The sequence below is a fragment of the Pseudomonas agarici genome (genome assembly GCF_001543125.1).
In the GTDB taxonomy this organism is placed as follows: domain Bacteria; phylum Pseudomonadota; class Gammaproteobacteria; order Pseudomonadales; family Pseudomonadaceae; genus Aquipseudomonas; species Aquipseudomonas agarici.
This window is the reverse complement of record NZ_CP014135.1, coordinates 5,184,842-5,201,676: the sequence shown is the minus strand read 5'-3', so window position 1 is coordinate 5,201,676 and position 16,835 is coordinate 5,184,842. Positions and strand designations below refer to the sequence as shown.

Sequence of the window (16,835 nt, the reverse complement as noted above, 5' to 3'; positions counted from 1 at the left end):
GCGCCTAGAATTGGGTTATCTGCATTTCGGGAGTCCGTATGAACGAACCCATAGGCCCAGGGCCGCGCAACGGTATCTTGTCGTTGACCATCAAGGACAAGTCGGTGTTGTACGCGGCCTATATGCCCTTTATCAAGAATGGCGGCCTGTTCATCCCCACCTACAAGAGCTACAAGTTAGGTGACGAGGTGTTCATGCTGCTCAACCTGATGGATGAACCGGAGAAAATCCCGGTCGCCGGCAAGGTCATCTGGATCACTCCCAAGGGAGCCCAGGGCAATCGTGCGGCGGGTATCGGCGTACAGTTCAACGACGGCGACAACACTGCCCACAGCAAGATCGAAACCCATCTGGCCGGCACCCTTAAGTCCGACCGTCCCACCCATACGATGTAGTTGTCACGTTATCCCATGCTTATAGATTCCCATTGCCACCTCGACCGCCTTGATCTCGCCGAACACCAGGGTTCTCTGGATGCCGCCCTCGAGGCGGCGCGCCAGCGCGGCGTTGGGCATTTCCTGTGCATCGGCGTCAGCGCCGACAACGCCGCTGATGTAAAGGCCCTGGCTGAGCGTTATGCCGATGTCGACTGTTCGGTCGGCGTTCACCCTTTAGACGTCAAGCCTGACGCGACGCCGGCCCTCGACTGGTTACTGCGCGAGCTTGATCATCCGCGTGTCGTGGCAATCGGCGAAACCGGTCTGGACTATCACTACGAGCCACAAGCGGCGCAAGTGCAGCAGGCATCTTTCCGTCTGCACCTGCAGGCGGCGCAGAAGACCGGCAAACCGGTGATCGTCCATACCCGTGGTGCCCGCGCCGATACCCTGAGCCTGTTGCGCGAAGCGCGGTTGCCCCAGGCCGGTGTGCTACATTGCTTTACCGAGGATTGGGACATGGCCCGTGCGGCCCTGGACCTTGGATTCTATATCTCCTTGTCTGGGATCGTGACCTTCCGCAATGCCGATGCCTTGCGCGATGTGGCCCGGCAAGTGCCGGCCGATAGGCTGCTGGTGGAAACCGATTCGCCTTACCTCGCACCGATTCCCCACCGTGGCAAGCCGAACCTGCCACAGTACGTGCGCGATGTGGCGGATTACCTGGCGATGTTGCGCGGAGTGTCCTACGAGCAGTTCGCCGAACAGACCACCGAAAACTTCAAGCGCTTGTTCCCGCTGGCCCACGTACACGCCGCCTGACGGCTGTTACGTCAAACGCTGTACGTCCTGGGGGAGTGGCTCGCTGTTCGAACTGAAGCTTTGCCGGGTTCATATCCTGTATGCTCGACGTCGATATCCTGGTGTTGAGGGATTGAGGAAGGCGGTCTCCTCTATGAAACAGCGTTGCCGAACGCTGGCGCCGCAGAGCGTGTGAGCGCTCGGTGAAGTGGTGGGACAACGCCGACAAGTGTTTGAGCTCTATCGAATTTTTATCGGTGTCTGGCGGTTGTAACTTCTCGTTATCTAGGTACAATGGCGCGGCTCGCTGCCAGGCGAGCGTCGTTATGGTGACCTCATCGGTCCCCCCGCAACGATTACCCGTGAACCTGGTCAGGCCCGGAAGGGAGCAGCCACAGCGGGAACATTGTGTGCCGGGGTGTGGCTGGTGGGGTTGCCTCCATTTTATTAATCCTTGATTTTACAAGGATTTTCCAAAAAACTCCTCGAAGTATAGCGACCTTTAGGTGTGCCAGGGCGGTACGCCATAATCGACGTCAATCTCTCCGCCGCGTGGCATCGCACCAGCTTCGGCTTGATGCATTTCGCACCAAGCCAAAAATTCATGCCACTACTAGTGAACGTATTGGGCACTGGGAGTAAGTTTGTTTCAGGTCAATCACTCCTAATCAGATCTGAAGCGATTTGAATTATTTCAGGGGCCGCTCTGCTAGCCGAGCTAGAACTCGCCCCTATGGAGATGGCAGCATTTAATGCAAAATGTAAATTTTTCGCGGGGTCATTCTCTGCAACTTTAGCTTTAACTCGCGCAGCAAAAGCTTCATTGAAAACGTTTGAGTCGCGTGCACCGACTGATTTGGTGCCGCGCTCACGGGCACGCTTAAGCTCCGCATCGAATACCCCTTTCGCTTCGTTTATCCCGTTTGAAAGGCTGCCTTTAAATTCAGACGATGCCTCTAATCCGGTCTTTTGCGTAAGCGTACCAATTGTTTCGAGATCCCGAGCATCGTTATGGTATTTGCTGTCTATTACATTCATCGCGCTCGTGCGATGACGACTGCCCCATACATCGAGAAGAATGTCTGGGCGCTCTCCTGCGCCCTCTAGAATGACAGCTTCGTGATCCTCAATGAAGTTGTATACATCATGCAGTCGATCACCGGCGCTGAGCTTTTCGGCATGAACATGCATTAAGACATCTGAGTGTTCACCGCAATTTCCAGCTCTTGCATGTACGGCCAATGCGGCCCGCTGAGCGGATGATAGTCTTACCTTTTGCAGCGTAGATCGCATGGCGGATGATCTGAAAAACGAATCGTTTTGTGTTCGGTCCAAGTCCGACCGGACATTGCCTCTCCCTTCTGACAGCAATTTTTGAGTCTCTTTTATTGATACATTAGCCTCTCTTAACATCCCTAACTCAATGTCGTTGGGCAGACGATTATCGACCGTGCGTGCAAACACATAAGCCGCCAGCCGGCGATCAGTATCTGACAACGAAGAGCTGCGTCGAGGGCGATCTGAGGTTTTGATGTCTTGGGGGACACCGAATTCTTTCGATGATGAATAGTTTCCTATCAGCTGTTTTGCCAATGGTGTGCTGGCTTGGCTGGGGTCTCCATTTTCGACGTTTTCCGTGTGTTCAGATACCGGGACATGGATTGAGCGAGAGCCCGGAAACTCTATTCTCATATACTTTATATTTCCTGATTTTTTGACGTCATGAACGAAAGATAGGTTTTCTGAGCAGAGCACGAACCATCCGGTGCATCGATTGCACTGGTAAAAAGTGCCATTGGCCGGGAATGCGGATCTGTGGCGATTGAACCTGCCGAAGACGACCTAATCCCTGGTTTCGGATCCGATGTCATTGCATTTTCGGGGGGAGGGCTGACCAGAAAGTGTCGGCGTGATCATTAACCGCTTGCTAGGTGTCCGTTAGACGGCGTGGGTTCCATAAGTGTTAATATCGGTCAGATGTCTACAGCAGACCTCACATCGGCCGTGGTCGATTATGTGCATTCTTACGACCACAAGTACCGACGCGTTGAACCGTTCATGTTAGTGCCGATGCAAAGCTGACCTACTCCTGTTATTTCAGGAGGCCGCAGCTTGGATAAACGCCGCATCAAGCGATTTTGCATCATAGGCATCCATAAAAAACTGGCGGTTGTCAAATCGCTTGAACTGCTTTTGGCTCAACATATAGAAATAGTTGCAGTGGTCAACGATCTCATCAACGTTATGCGAGGAAGCCAGAATGGCGGTGCCACTGTTCGCTGCGCCGTGCAGGCACTGCCAGATATAATGACGAAATTCTGGATCGACACCTGCCGTGGGCTCGTCAAGGATGATGAAGTCAGCGTCCAACGACAGAAGGGAAAGGGTAAAAAACCAACGTTTTTCTCCATAACTGCACAACGCGGACTTTTTCCCCCATATCTCTTTGTAGCGATTGATGATGTTGGGGCTCCATTGCGAAAGCTTGTCCAGTACTTGTGTCTGTGCGTGGCGAGTCGAAGAGCAAAGCAGATTGGTCATTTCGAAGATATCGAACATGCGCAGGGCAGGTGGCGTCATTAGCGTCTGAGACAGATAAAGCTCTTTTGCGAAATCGTTCTGTATAGTCCCCGCACAAGGTGTCTTCAATTTACAAATGATATCAAAGAGCGTAGTTTTTCCTGATCCGTTTGGACCAAGCACACCGATAATAGCACCCGGCTGCACGCTAAGCGTCGCGTCTTGGAAAATCATCCTGTCGCTGTATCGGAATGATAATGAGTTTATTTCGAGACCTTTCATCAGTAACGGCTCCAGACAGGGTTGATGCGCAAGAATTTGATGGTTATCAACAAGCTTGAGATGAATATGATAAATATTAATAGGGTGAGTTCTACATTGGCCTCGAAGCCTTGCTCAACAAGTCCGACTGCGTGTATGAGTGGGTTACCCAGATTAATGCTGTTAAGCAGGGAGTTTTCCAAGAGTGAATTCGATAAGCCGAGGATCAAAATGCAAAATGAAAAAATCGAGAAAAGAGTATTGGCGTTTTGGAAATTTATGGGGAGTAAGCTAAAGTGAATGCCGATTGAGCAAAATAGTAGATAGCAAGTATAGAATTTTAAAATTATACTCAGCAACTCCGAAAGTGAATAAGCACCAAATGGTAGGCGTGTGGCAAGGTAAAATACCGTGCAGTAGATAATTGCGATGACTGAGTAGGCCAAGGTCTGGGCCAGGACAAAGACAAGCTTTGCCTCGTGATTATAAATAAAAGACCGAATATAGCCGCTTTCTCGACGACCAATGATATAAAAAGAAAAGCCGAACAGGGCAACACTGGACGAGATGTAGGCATAGAACCAAGCTGTATGTTCAGCGTAAGTCCCTGAAAATACCGCTGTCCCGCCTCTGGATAGCTCCAGGAGATAGAAAGCCGCACATGGCGAAATAATGATCCAGAATAAGGCAATGGGCTCCTTGAGCTGCTCTTTTATAAAGAGCCAGGCTAGACGGCTTGAGCGATAAGAAAAATGGCTTTGCATTGATTTATCCTCTATGGAAATGGAACCATCATTGATTTTCGTTCAGTGATTATGTCTTTCTTGAAGTGAAATGAGTATTTGTTATGTGTGTTTATATTTTTTGAATTATCCATGTGAGTAAACATGTCCGGTGAGATAAATTTGCTTACTGTGCAAGTTTCTCCATCTAGTAATCGAGTTTTTGTATAAAGATAGCCAAGTATATTTTGATCTATGATAGCTTGTCTGATACCGTTGAAGTTAAAAGGATGAGATGTATGTTTGTTCTCGTCGTGGGTTATGATATGAGTACTTATGTTTTGGAATGTTTGATAGTTGTTGCAGCTTAAGAAATATTTTATGTATGGATCGTGAAGGCTGTGCAATTTTCCGTTGATACTGGAGAATAGATTAATAAAGCGAAAGGTTTGCCAGAGTTCGTTAATGGCCTTGTCTAAGGCAGCTATTTTGGTTTCAGCATAAGATAATCCTGCACAATATAATACGTTGCGAGTTGTGTCTTTTTGTCCGTATACTACCAATAAACATTTTCCGGGGAATCTGTTGTCTGATATGTCAAAGGCTATGAGCTCTCCAGATTTACATAGTATTTGGTGTAATTTTGTGGTAACGTGATACCTCAATGATTTTATTAATTCGGTTGACCCTAAGACGGCAGTGCATTTTTTTGTAAGCCAAAAACGTGATAAAAATTGTCGTTCTAAACTTTCTTTTAATGCGCCGAACATTGACTCTTCGGCACTCCAGTGGAAACTGCAACCGCAGGTATCTCGCGATGGGTAAATTTCGCTGTCGCTGCCTAATTCTAGTGAGTTTAGAGAGATACACGCTGTTGGAATATAGCAAGGGGTGAAGTTGGAAAGCCTTGAAGCTTTCGTTAATTTATATCTATGTAGCTCCAAGTCGGAGGTTTTGAAGTTTTCGGAGTTTGTCTGGTAGAATGCTTTAATAAAAGATTTTACTTCTTTGGCGGAGAGGCTACTGGAGAGAGTGTTTTCTAAGTCCGGAAAAACCTCGATGTAAAAATGCCGCCTTTCAAAATATTCCCCTATGGCAGATTTGATTGCGTTTGAACCTATTCCTATACCAGATCCGGTGTTTAAGTGGAAATCAAATACTTCGGTCACTGACGGCATGTCTAGTGTGGCAGAAGGTTGATAACAAACTCTATTGGGGAACATGGTTCCAAAATTGTTGTTTATGATATTCATTTTTTTGCTCCAATTAAATGAACGCAAATTGGCGAAAATAGTACAGGGTTTAATCCCAATGCTTTTGATAACATGTGGTCTGTATAGCCAGCCCATAACCTGCAATTCAATCCAATATCTGCCGCCTGGAGCTCTATTAGCATATAGATTGAGCCTGCCTCCATTAAGGCCATGCGGTATCCACGATATCTATATTTGAATAAAATTTTTGGAAAGTAAGCCACATAGACAATTGCTATGCTTGGGCTGCCGATGCTTTGTATGTTGGATAATATCGTTTTTTTTAAATGATGTGTATTGCAACTGGTTTGCATGATTTCAAAGGATTTTGAGGCGGGGAGCAAGTGCAATATTTTTTGAGGGTGAGGCCAGCCTTCATTTTCGTCATTCAATGAACATATAAATATTTCTATTGGATAGAGCGCGCCCCCGCTAGGATAGTTTCTTTTTTTTGGGTTTGAATTTTTTGTTAAAAGTGGAACTATCAATCGTTGAATAATTGGGAGATTTAATTTTGTTTTTTCAAAAAAATCGCAAGATTCGTTTCTATTGAATGTATTTATTTCTTTTATGTTGTCAGGTAAGTTATGTGTTAAGCCAAGATCTGGGTAAAGGCTGAGCTCATTGGAACATAGAGTATCAAGTTGCTCTTCATTTAGTTGATGGAGGTAGGTGGTGTTTTCGAATGCTTCATGAATTGTATATTTTTCCTTGTTGTGAAAATTTTGTACTTCCTCGAATACTTTTGGATCTATAAATTTCAAGTAATAATCGTGAGGGATGGTTTTCATACATTTGATCTCAAACAGTCGCACATGAACCAATGAGGTATGTTTTCTTCGGTAATCAATCCTTTTTGTATATCTATGTATGATGTGAGAAACATACTATCTTGGTGACGTATTTCGTGTCCCGGTGTGGTATAGAAATTGATGTGGTCAGCAATAGCTCCGAAAATTATATTTTTTTGAAGTAGCGAATGTTTGCAAGATGGAATTGGTGAGCTTCGATCTTTGAAAAAATTAAATAATCTTACCCAGTTGTTATCTCTTTGGTTTGATTGAGTGTTGATCTCTAGTCGATCTACATTACAGAAATGACATGGATTGCCTATTTCGGGAATGTAAGGTGGGCTGATAGAAAAGAAGTTTCCGATCATTGTCCCAACTGAAATTGAGCTTTGGGGCGCGCCAGATGCTATTTCAAAATATAATTTCTTTAGTTGAGTGTAATCGTAGTTTTTACATAAAATAAAAAAGAAATATCGATCTGTTATTTTTAAGTGAAGTTTATTTTTAGGAAAATTTTGATAATCTACAGGTAGACTTAACTCGGTGGTCAATATTTCTTTCAAGTCAGCATTGTAAAAGTCATGGATGATGACTGTTTTTTTAAAAAAATAGTCACTGATTGGTTTTTTTATGTATAAAATTTTCTCCAGGAAAGAAAATGCTGCTGAAGAATCGAGACCATTTTCTATCAAGATGTCATTTATTTCTTCTTTGGATATATTGCATTGATCTCGAATTTTTATGGTTTTCAATGCATTTAGTAATGATTTTGAGTTGATTCTTGAAATTCCAATTTCTGATACTACGAGATCTTCATTAGGGAAGTTAAGTATTTCATAGTTATGTATGTTTATGTTCATTGGGGGCCTCCTTAATATCCTGCAGCAAAGGTTACTTAGCTCACTGCAGAGTAACCTTCACATGGTTTGGGTATTTAGTTCTCTAATCCTCACGCGAAGCAGCGGTTAGTTGATGTCTGTCATTGCTGGTAATCGCGTTGCCCCTTGAACCTCCACTTCCTCCGCTACCGCCGTTACACCCACCACCACCACCACAGCCACCACTCCCGCCGCATCCACCTTGGCTACCTGAACCACCAATATTTGCCTGAGGGCTTCTGTCGAAGCTAGGATCTTTTTTAAAGTTGAAGATCGAATCTCCAAAATTTTCGATACTCATGGCTTTCTCCTGTGTACTGTTTATGTATTAAGTAGCCGCTTTCATCAACTACTACTGCTGAGTAGCAGTAATGCTAGCTATAGCTCTTGTGCTAAAGTCACGTCAAATGCAAATGATGCTATTTGTAGGAAGTTTCGTAGTTTTTTTGAGTGTTTCAGAAGTAGTTGAAATTTTTAAAAATAGTTTTGTATTGTTTTTTATGGTTTTTTAAAAATAGTTATGTGTTTTTTTGTAGGGCAGTTCTTACATTAAATGAAGAGCACTTCTGCTTGGGAAAACGACAAACGGTCTTTGAAAAAAAAGCCCGTCTTAGGGCATAGCCTCATTCTTGGTTAAGTGGCTGACGTAATTGATTTTTCGTGCGTTTGTGAGGCGTTTTTCAACGGAGTAGGGGTGCACAGATGGCAGGACAGGCAAAGCTTCACTGGCCGGCCAGGCTCATGGGGCTTCAGGGAGTAATACAGGAGGTTGTGTAACCGGCTTGTCCAGTTGTTCGCCGTTGCCGGTGTAGAGCCCGATAATCCCGTCGATTTCCCCGGATATCTTCATTCTCAGCAGGGTCCGCAAGATCCGCTGCACCGGCAGCGCCGGATCATTGCGCACTAAACAGCCCACCGACTGCTCTTGCAGCATCGCTACGACTCTCAGTTGGTGCTGTGGCATGAGCTTCTGGTTGAACCAGTCCAGGCTCCACTGGTTGCTGACCGCATACTGATAGCGACCCGCCGATAGCTTTTTCAGCACCTGTTCCTGGTTACGAGCATCGTCGCGGATCAACTTGCCCGTATCGAACAGTGGTTGCAGGGTTGGGTAGGTGTAGCTCAATACGGTGCCGACAGGTTGTCTGGGCAGGTTCCGAAGATTGATCTGTTGCGGGTGGTTGGCATTGCTGATCAGCACATCGCGATGCACCAGCAGTGGAATGCTCCATATATAGTCGCCTGATCGGTTCGCCAGCCAGGATTGTGCGGCATAGCAACGCACGTCGATGTCGCCGTGCTCCATGGCACTCTGCACGCGGGCTCGGGCCAGGACATGAAACTCGGCGGGCACCCCAACCTGCTGGGCAAGGCTGGTCATCAGATCATAGAGAATACCCTGGGTCGGTTGGTCGTTCTCGATCTGGACCAGCGGCATGGCCCAGCTGTCGGCCACGGCAAAGCGCAATGGCGCAGGCGCAGCAGAACAGTTGGCGATCATCAACACAAAGGCGCCCCACGCTATACGCATTCAACTCTCCGGCTGGAGTACGACGCTTCAGGCTGTGAATTTTCCCATAAAGTTCAGCTTAGTCAGATTAGGGCCGAGCGCCGGATGCAATTTTGCCCCTGCTCCGCTAGCATTAGCGGTCTTCCGCTTTCCAGATGCGACGGTTATCGATGAGTTATCAGGTTCTTGCACGTAAATGGCGTCCGCGCTCGTTCCGCGAAATGGTCGGCCAGACCCATGTGCTCAAGGCGCTGATCAATGCTCTGGACAGCCAGCGACTGCACCACGCCTATCTGTTCACCGGCACCCGCGGGGTCGGTAAGACCACCATTGCGCGAATCATCGCCAAGTGCCTGAACTGCGAAACCGGTATTACCTCGTCACCGTGCGGTACTTGTTCGGTGTGCCGCGAGATCGACGAGGGGCGTTTTGTCGATCTGATCGAGATCGACGCCGCGAGCCGGACCAAGGTCGAGGACACCCGCGAGTTGCTGGACAACGTGCAGTACGCGCCGAGCCGAGGGCGCTTCAAGGTCTACCTGATCGACGAAGTGCACATGCTTTCCAGCCACTCGTTCAACGCCTTGTTGAAAACCCTGGAAGAGCCGCCACCCTACGTCAAGTTCATCCTGGCGACCACCGACCCACAGAAACTTCCTGCAACGATTTTGTCGCGCTGCTTGCAATTCTCTCTGAAGAACATGACCCCGGAGCGAGTGGTCGAGCACCTGACCCACGTACTGGGGGTCGAGAACGTACCGTTCGAAGACGACGCCCTCTGGTTGCTCGGCCGGGCGGCGGACGGTTCGATGCGCGACGCCATGAGCCTGACCGACCAGGCCATTGCCTTCGGTGAAGGCAAGGTCATGGCCAGTGATGTGCGGGCGATGCTCGGTACGCTGGATCACGGTCAGGTCTACGACGTGCTGCATGCGTTGATCGAAGGCGATGCCAAGGCGTTGCTCGAAGCGGTGCGGCATTTGGCCGAGCAAGGCCCCGACTGGAACGGCGTGCTCTCGGAAATCCTCAATGTGCTGCACCGCGTGGCGATTGCCCAGGCGCTGCCTGAAGGTGTCGATAACGGTCACGGTGACCGTGACCGCGTGCTGGCCCTGGCCCAGGCGCTGCCAGCCGAAGACGTGCAATTTTATTACCAGATGGGCCTGATTGGCCGGCGCGACCTGCCGCTGGCACCGGATCCGCGTGGTGGCTTCGAGATGGTGCTGTTGCGAATGCTCGCCTTCCGACCGGCTGACAGCACCACGGCACCGAGGCAGCCGCTAAAGCCAGTGGGGATCAGCCAGGCCACAGTTGATTCCGCGCGCAACGTGGCGGGTCCAGCGGCGGCTGCGCCGGTGGTCGCGGCTATGGCTGCGCAGGTCAAGGTTTGCGCGGTGCAAAACGCCGTGACGACTGATGCAATAGCACCCGCGCCCGGGGTCGAGCCAATTCCTGCGCCGGTGGTCGACACCGTGCCTGAGCGAGTCTCGGCGGTCGAGGCAGCACCCGTGGCCGAGCCCGTGGCAGCGGCGGTCGAAGCCGCCGATCTACCCTGGAACGCGCCCGCTGAGCCGCTGATGCACGAGCCAGCCATGGAGCCGGTACTGGAAACCGCTGCCGAGGCCGAGCCGCCGGAACTGGCGCCGCCGCCCGACAACGTGGTGCCGGACGCGCCGGGATGGGTGGCAGCAGGCATTCCCGAGCCGACTCCGGCCCAGGCGGATGCCGCGACCGCGGGCCTGGAGCGTGACGACGAGCCGCCGCTGGATGAAGATTATATCGAGCCGGATATGGATTCGTCCTACAGCTACCTTGACGATCTCGCCAGTGAACACGCCGCCGAGCCGGCACCGGAACCCGAGCCGTTGCCTGCCGCGCAGCCGGCCACCGGACTGGCGCTGGAATGGTTGCAATTGTTCCCGAAACTGCCGATCTCCGGCATGACCGGTAGCATCGCAGCCAACTGCACGTTGATCGCGGTCAATGGCGACGACTGGCTGCTGCACCTGGACCCGGCCCACAGTGCGTTGTTCAACGCCACGCAGCAGCGCCGTCTCAACGATGCGCTGAACCAGTACCATGAACGAACCTTGAGGGTGACCATCGAGCTGATCAAGCCCGAACAGGAAACCCCGGCCCAGGCGGCTTCCCGTCGCCGCCATGAGCGCCAGAACGAGGCCGTGGCGTCGATTCATGCCGATCCGTTCATCCAGCAAATGATGCAACAGTTCGGCGCGGTGATCCGTGACGATACTATTGAACCTGTCGAAGCCCTGGTGGCCCAGGGTGAGTAACTGAATGACGCGAGGCGGGTGCCTCGCGCCGATTGTCCCAGCAAACTTTTGAGGTGATTCCCATGATGAAGGGTGGCATGGCCGGCCTGATGAAGCAGGCGCAGCAGATGCAGGAAAAAATGGCCAAGATGCAGGAGGAGCTGGCCAATGCCGAGATCACCGGCAAGGCCGGCGGCGACATGGTCACCGTGGTCATGACCGGGCGTCACGATATCAAGCGTGTGAGCATCGACCCGAGCTTGCTGGAAGGTGTCAGCGACGACGATCGCGAAGTGCTGGAAGATCTGTTTGCCGCCGCCGTCAACGACGCCGTGCGCAAGATTGAAGCCAACAGCTCGGATAAGATGTCCGGCATGACCGCCGGTATGCAACTGCCGCCGGGCTTCAAGATGCCGTTCTGAGGTATTTTGTGCTCACGCAATGCTAGTGCCGGTGTGGTGAGTTCTATGAGTCAATTTCGGCGCCGGAAGTCCCTGACCGGCGCTGCTGTTCCTCGCCATAGCCCGGCTATGACTCGTCACAGCGCCTTGGCCATGAACTTCTGGCATCCGAACTTGAGCTGACGAACTCACCGTACAGGCCACTAGTGTAATTGCTCTGTGCGACCGTCTTGAGCTTGGCTAAACTGCCGGATCATTCACCGCATAGCTGGTCGCCATGGTTCGTTTACTGTTCTGGATTGCTCTGATTGCCGCCGCCGTATGGTTCTGGCGCAAATTCAAACGGGGCGAAACCTCGGCTCGCCCCTCCGACGAGCTCAGTGCCCCGCCCATGGTGCGTTGTGCCCATTGTGGCGTACACCTGCCCCGTGACCACGCCCTCAGCCAACAGCAGCAGTGGTATTGCAGCCAAGCTCACCTCGAGCAAGGCCCGGGCGCTCGTGACCGCTGAAACCCTCAGTCTCGGCGGTTCCCAGGCACGACGCCTGCTACGGCTCTATCACCTTTATCGACTGAGCATCGGCGTGGCACTGATCCTGCTGATTTCCAGCAAGATGGACGACAAGCTGCTGGACCTGGCCGACGACGAGCTGTTTCGCACCGGCAGTTGGATCTACCTGACCCTCAATATCCTGGTGGTGGTGTTGCTGGAAAATCCCAAGCGCCAGGCCCAGGTCTTCAGCCTGACGCTGACCGACGCCGTCATGCTCTCAGGTCTGTTCTATGCCGCTGGCGGCACACCCAGCGGTATCGGCAACCTGCTGATCGTCTCGGTGGCGATCAGCAACGCACTGCTGCGGGGTCGTATCGGCCTGCTGATTGCGGCCGTTTCGGCCATCGGCATTATTTACCTGACCTTCTACCTGAGCTTAAGCCTGCCGGCGGCCGCCAACGATTACCTACAGGCCGGGTTACTAGGCGCTCTATGCTTCGCCGCGGCGCTGCTGGTCCAGGGCCTGACCCGCTTGCTCATCGTCAGCGACACCCTGGCCGAACAACGCGCCACCGACGTGACCAACCTCGAAGCGCTCAATGCGCTGATCTTGCAACGCATGCGTACCGGTATCCTGGTGCTCGATGCCGAGTATCGTGTTCAATTAGCCAACCCGAGCGTCCTGGAAATGCTGAACCAGACCGATGTCCTTGGACGATCGATCGAGAGCGGCTCACCGGAGCTGATAGACCGCCTGCGCCTGTGGCACAGCAACCCTACATTGCGCCCGCAAAGTCTGAAAATCGCCGGAGGCAGTGCCGTACTGCAACCGGCGTTTATCGCCTTGCGACGCGGTGAACAACAGCAAACGTTGGTTTTCCTCGAAGACCTGTCACAGATCGCCCAACAGGCCCAACAACTCAAGCTCGCGGCCCTGGGCCGCCTGACCGCCGGAATCGCCCACGAAATCCGCAACCCTCTCGGCGCCATCAGCCACGCTGCCCAATTGCTACAGGAATCAAAGGAACTGCGAGGTTCCGACCGGCGCCTCACGCAGATTATCCAGGACCAGTCCAAGCGTATGAATCGGGTGATTGAGAATGTGCTCCAGCTGTCTCGAAGGCAACCGTCCGAAGCGCGGCTGCTAGACCTCGGTGCCTGGCTGCAAACGTTCGTCAGCGAATGGCGCGAACGAGCGCCTGCGAACCAGCAACTTCATCTGGAGATCGACAATGCCCGGATGCAAACCCGCGCCGACCCACTGCAGTTGACTCAGGTGTTGAACAACCTGCTGGAAAACGGTCTGCGCTACAGCGCCCAATTGCACGATCAGGCGCAGGTCTGGCTGAAACTGGCGCTGGAACAGAACAATGGGTTGCCGACTCTGGAAATACTCGATAATGGCCCCGGCATCGCGCCCGAGCGGTTGCAGCATCTGTTCGAGCCGTTCTTCACCACCGAAAGCCAGGGCACGGGCTTGGGCCTGTATCTGTCCCGCGAACTGTGCGAAAGCAACCAGGCCCGCCTAGACTATTCAAGACGCCAAGGCGGTAGTTGCTTTCGCATCACCTTCGCTCACGCACGCAAACAGAGTTGAACATGAGCCCACGGCAGAAGATCCTGATCGTCGATGATGAACCGGATATCCGCGAACTCCTGGAAATCACTCTGGGTCGGATGAAGCTCGATACCCAAAGCGCCCGCAATGTCGGCGAAGCCCGAGACAAACTGGCTCAGGACAGCTTCGACCTGTGCCTGACCGACATGCGCCTGCCGGACGGCACGGGACTGGAACTGGTCCAATACATCCAACAGCGTCATCCCCAGGTGCCAGTGGCAATGATCACCGCCTATGGCAGCCTGGATACTGCGATCAACGCACTCAAGTCCGGTGCCTTCGACTTCCTGACCAAGCCGGTGGATCTGGCCCGCTTGCGGGAACTGGTTACCAGCGCCTTGCGACTGCCGATGGCCGGTGAAAAACCACTGGCCATTGATACCCGTCTGCAGGGCGATTCGCTGCCGATGCGCGCCCTGCGCAAACAAATCGACAAACTGGCCCGCAGTCAGGCCCCCGTGTATATCAGTGGTGAATCAGGCAGCGGCAAGGAGCTGGTGGCGCGCTTGATCCATGCGCAGGGCCCTCGCGCCGAGAGCCCGTTCGTGCCGGTCAACTGCGGGGCCATTCCTTCGGAACTGATGGAAAGCGAGTTTTTCGGCCATCGCAAAGGCAGCTTCAGCGGCGCGGTCGAAGACACCCCTGGGCTGTTCCAAGCCGCCAACGGTGGCACCTTGTTTCTCGATGAAGTCGCTGACCTGCCTCTTGCCATGCAGGTCAAGCTGCTGCGGGCGATCCAGGAAAAGGCCGTTCGCAGCGTCGGCGGTCAACAGGAAGAAGTGGTGGATGTGCGGATTTTGTGCGCCACCCACAAAGACCTGAGCGCTGAAGTCAGCGCCGGACGCTTTCGCCAGGACCTGTATTACCGGCTCAACGTCATTGAACTGCGGGTCCCCTCGCTGCGCGAACGCCGCGACGACATTGAGCCGCTGGCGACCCATGTACTCAAGCGTCTGGCGGCAGGTAGCGGGCTGCCTGCCGCCAAACTCCACCCCAACGCCCTGGATATCCTCAAGGGTTATCGTTTTCCCGGTAATGTGCGTGAACTGGAGAATATGCTCGAGCGGGCTCATACCTTGTGTGAAAACGAGCAGATCGAGGCCAGCGACCTACGGCTGGCGCAAGCCGACGGCAATAACGCCGAGCCTGGGGGGCCGAATCTGGCGCAGATCGATAATCTGGAAGATTACCTGGAAAGCATCGAGCGCAAGCTGATTCTCCAAGCCTTGGAAGAAACCCGCTGGAACCGCACGGCGGCGGCCCAACGGCTGAACCTGTCGTTCCGTTCGATGCGTTATCGTCTCAAGAAACTGGGGTTGGATTGAGCCGCCCTTGAGGCGCGTAGGGAGCCGGGTCGATGATCGGCTCGTTTCCCAGCAACAGATCGGCAAACAGTTGGCAGGACGCCGGAGCCAGCACCAAACCGTTGCGATAATGACCGCAGTTGAGCCAGAGCCCGTCAAAACCAGGCACACGGCCAATAAACGGAATACCCGCAGGTGACCCAGGGCGTAATCCCGCCCAATGGGCAACGGGCTCGGCACCGGCCAACGCAGGAAGCAACTCCGCCGCCGATGCCTTGAGGCTGTCCAGCGCCGGTACAGTCGGTGTCTTGTCGAAACCTTCATGCTCCAGGGTGCTACCGATCAGGATATGGCCGTCACGTCGCGGAATCGCATAACGGCCTTTGGCCAGGATCATGCTGGGCAAGAAATCCGCCGCGCATTTATACAGAATCATCTGGCCCTTGACCGGTTCAACCGGCAGCTCCAGGCCCAGGGTCTTCAGCAATTCGCCACTCCAGGCGCCAGCGGCCAGCACCACCTGATCGGCTTGAATATCACCCGTTGAAGTCCGCACGCCGGCGATTTTCCCACCCTCGTGGATAAAATCGCTGACCTCGCACTGCTCGTGAATCGTGACATTGGGCAAGGCCTGCAAGGCCGCCTTGAGTGACTTCAGCAAACGCGGATTGCGCACATTGGCGACATTGGCCATGTAGATCGCCCGGCAATACCCCCCGCCCATGACCGGCACCGCATCGTGGACCGCCGAGATATCCACCGAGCTCAGCGGGCGTTTCTCGCGCTCGGCCCAGGCCAAAGCCTCGGCTTCGTCATCCAGGTCGAGCCAGTAGAGGCCGGTGGTATGAACTTCCGGATCCACCCCGGTCTGGGCGAAAAGTCTCGCCCCAAGCTGTGGGTAAAAATCCTGCGACCAATGGGCCAGCGCCGTGACGGCCGAACTGTAGCGCCACGGGTACAACGGCGAAACGATCCCACCGCCGGCCCAGGAGGCTTCCTGGCCGAGGCCGGAGCGATCCAGCAAAGTCACCCGGGTGATCTGGGAGGCCAGGTTGAATGCCGTCAGCAGGCCGATCACTCCGCCGCCGACGATGACTACATGTTGCTGGGTGTTCATTGATTGATCCAGACAGAAAAGAAACCGATATGAAGTCCCAGACAAACTCAGGCGCTATACGAAATATATCCTCTGGCATTGAAAGCCGGGCCTTCTCGAAAACGCTCTAGCGCCCCCAGCAATCCTTGACTGTCACGCCTGCGCCAGCCCCAGTATTGGCTGACACATTCAGGTTGTTCAGGGTGTAGCTACCACATTTGTCACTCGCCATCATCGAGCCCGCGACGGGCGTCGCGGTCAACGTGAAACTGGTGGCGCTCAAGGCGGGCACGATGCTGTAGAACGCGTTGCCGTTGCTCAGCACCGCCCCCACATACGTGGCGTTGCGTGAATAAAACCGCTCCAGCGTCTGCGCCTGCTCGTACAACAGGCCGGCAATTTCAGAGCGGTGTGCACGACGGACATACTCGGTGTAACTCGGGTAGGCCACGGCGGCCAGAATCCCAATAATCGCGACAACGATCATCAGTTCGATCAGGCTGAAACCTTCACCGGTTCTACGCATTGATCCTCCCA

At 53.0% G+C, this 16,835-nt stretch carries 17 protein-coding genes and 1 other RNA gene; 8 read left to right on the top strand and 10 right to left on the bottom strand.

Annotated elements, in window-relative coordinates; all coding sequences use genetic code 11:
- Window positions 1–38: 38 nt before the first annotated feature.
- The 3 genes from AWM79_RS22735 to ffs all read left to right on the top strand — a co-directional run bounded on the left by AWM79_RS22735 (window position 39) and on the right by ffs (window position 1,611).
- Window positions 39–395: a PilZ domain-containing protein gene (locus tag AWM79_RS22735; protein WP_017134161.1), complete on the top strand. Its 357-nt coding sequence runs from the start codon at window positions 39–41 to the stop codon at window positions 393–395.
- A gap of 15 nt (window positions 396–410) precedes the next feature.
- Window positions 411–1,199: a TatD family hydrolase gene (locus AWM79_RS22730; protein WP_060783825.1), complete on the top strand. Its 789-nt coding sequence runs from the start codon at window positions 411–413 to the stop codon at window positions 1,197–1,199.
- Window positions 1,200–1,514: 315 nt separating this feature from the next.
- Window positions 1,515–1,611, top strand: an RNA gene (ffs, locus tag AWM79_RS22725) — signal recognition particle sRNA small type.
- A 221-nt stretch (window positions 1,612–1,832) separates the two neighbouring features.
- On the opposite strand, the gene AWM79_RS25180 is transcribed toward ffs, so the two are convergent.
- From AWM79_RS25180 to AWM79_RS22700, 8 genes are all read right to left on the bottom strand, one after another.
- A complete protein-coding gene (locus AWM79_RS25180) occupies window positions 1,833–2,933 on the bottom strand; it encodes a hypothetical protein (RefSeq protein WP_156430146.1) in 1,101 nt (366 codons plus the stop codon).
- A 342-nt stretch (window positions 2,934–3,275) separates the two neighbouring features.
- A complete protein-coding gene (locus AWM79_RS22715; protein ID WP_017134158.1) occupies window positions 3,276–3,980 on the bottom strand; it encodes an ATP-binding cassette domain-containing protein in 705 nt (234 codons plus the stop codon).
- On the bottom strand, window positions 3,980–4,723 hold the full coding sequence (locus AWM79_RS22710; RefSeq protein ID WP_017134157.1) for a hypothetical protein: 744 nt from the start codon (window positions 4,721–4,723) through the stop codon (window positions 3,980–3,982). Before AWM79_RS22710 ends, AWM79_RS22715 begins: the two co-directional genes overlap by 1 nt.
- An 11-nt stretch (window positions 4,724–4,734) precedes the next feature.
- On the bottom strand, window positions 4,735–5,934 hold the full coding sequence (locus AWM79_RS24675; protein WP_167375442.1) for a YcaO-like family protein: 1,200 nt from the start codon (window positions 5,932–5,934) through the stop codon (window positions 4,735–4,737).
- A complete protein-coding gene (locus AWM79_RS24670; RefSeq protein WP_082712661.1) occupies window positions 5,931–6,725 on the bottom strand; it encodes a SagB/ThcOx family dehydrogenase in 795 nt (264 codons plus the stop codon). Before AWM79_RS24670 ends, AWM79_RS24675 begins: the two co-directional genes overlap by 4 nt.
- Window positions 6,722–7,585: an McbB family protein gene (locus AWM79_RS24665; RefSeq protein WP_074861834.1), complete on the bottom strand. Its 864-nt coding sequence runs from the start codon at window positions 7,583–7,585 to the stop codon at window positions 6,722–6,724. The genes AWM79_RS24670 and AWM79_RS24665 overlap by 4 nt, the downstream gene beginning before the upstream one ends.
- Window positions 7,586–7,667: 82 nt before the next feature.
- Window positions 7,668–7,904 (bottom strand): hypothetical protein, encoded by a 237-nt coding sequence (locus tag AWM79_RS25175; RefSeq protein WP_143063225.1) that lies wholly within the window; start codon window positions 7,902–7,904, stop codon window positions 7,668–7,670.
- Window positions 7,905–8,342: 438 nt separating this feature from the next.
- On the bottom strand, window positions 8,343–9,134 hold the full coding sequence (locus AWM79_RS22700) for a substrate-binding periplasmic protein (protein WP_017134155.1): 792 nt from the start codon (window positions 9,132–9,134) through the stop codon (window positions 8,343–8,345).
- Between the two features lie 149 nt (window positions 9,135–9,283).
- Between AWM79_RS22700 and dnaX the strand changes: the two genes are divergently transcribed.
- The 5 genes from dnaX (at window position 9,284) to AWM79_RS22675 (ending at window position 15,223) form a co-directional block, all read left to right on the top strand.
- A complete protein-coding gene (gene dnaX, locus AWM79_RS22695; protein ID WP_060783823.1) occupies window positions 9,284–11,407 on the top strand; it encodes a DNA polymerase III subunit gamma/tau in 2,124 nt (707 codons plus the stop codon).
- Window positions 11,408–11,469: 62 nt separating this feature from the next.
- Window positions 11,470–11,808, top strand: coding sequence for a YbaB/EbfC family nucleoid-associated protein (locus tag AWM79_RS22690; RefSeq protein WP_017134152.1), 339 nt, complete (start codon window positions 11,470–11,472; stop codon window positions 11,806–11,808).
- Between the two features lie 256 nt (window positions 11,809–12,064).
- Window positions 12,065–12,298: a PP0621 family protein gene (locus AWM79_RS22685; RefSeq protein ID WP_017132841.1), complete on the top strand. Its 234-nt coding sequence runs from the start codon at window positions 12,065–12,067 to the stop codon at window positions 12,296–12,298.
- A complete protein-coding gene (locus tag AWM79_RS22680) occupies window positions 12,288–13,877 on the top strand; it encodes a sensor histidine kinase (RefSeq protein ID WP_060783822.1) in 1,590 nt (529 codons plus the stop codon). Before AWM79_RS22685 ends, AWM79_RS22680 begins: the two co-directional genes overlap by 11 nt.
- A 2-nt stretch (window positions 13,878–13,879) precedes the next feature.
- The gene (locus AWM79_RS22675; protein ID WP_017132839.1) at window positions 13,880–15,223 is read left to right on the top strand and encodes a sigma-54-dependent transcriptional regulator; all 1,344 of its coding nucleotides are present in this window, start codon (window positions 13,880–13,882) and stop codon (window positions 15,221–15,223) included.
- Here AWM79_RS22675 and thiO read toward each other — a convergent pair.
- Window positions 15,201–16,319: a glycine oxidase ThiO gene (thiO, locus tag AWM79_RS22670; protein ID WP_017132838.1), complete on the bottom strand. Its 1,119-nt coding sequence runs from the start codon at window positions 16,317–16,319 to the stop codon at window positions 15,201–15,203. The two genes, AWM79_RS22675 and thiO, sit on opposite strands and share 23 nt — an antisense overlap.
- 106 nt (window positions 16,320–16,425) lie before the next feature.
- Window positions 16,426–16,824 (bottom strand): type IV pilin protein, encoded by a 399-nt coding sequence (locus tag AWM79_RS22665; RefSeq protein ID WP_017132837.1) that lies wholly within the window; start codon window positions 16,822–16,824, stop codon window positions 16,426–16,428.
- Window positions 16,825–16,835 lie beyond the last annotated feature (11 nt).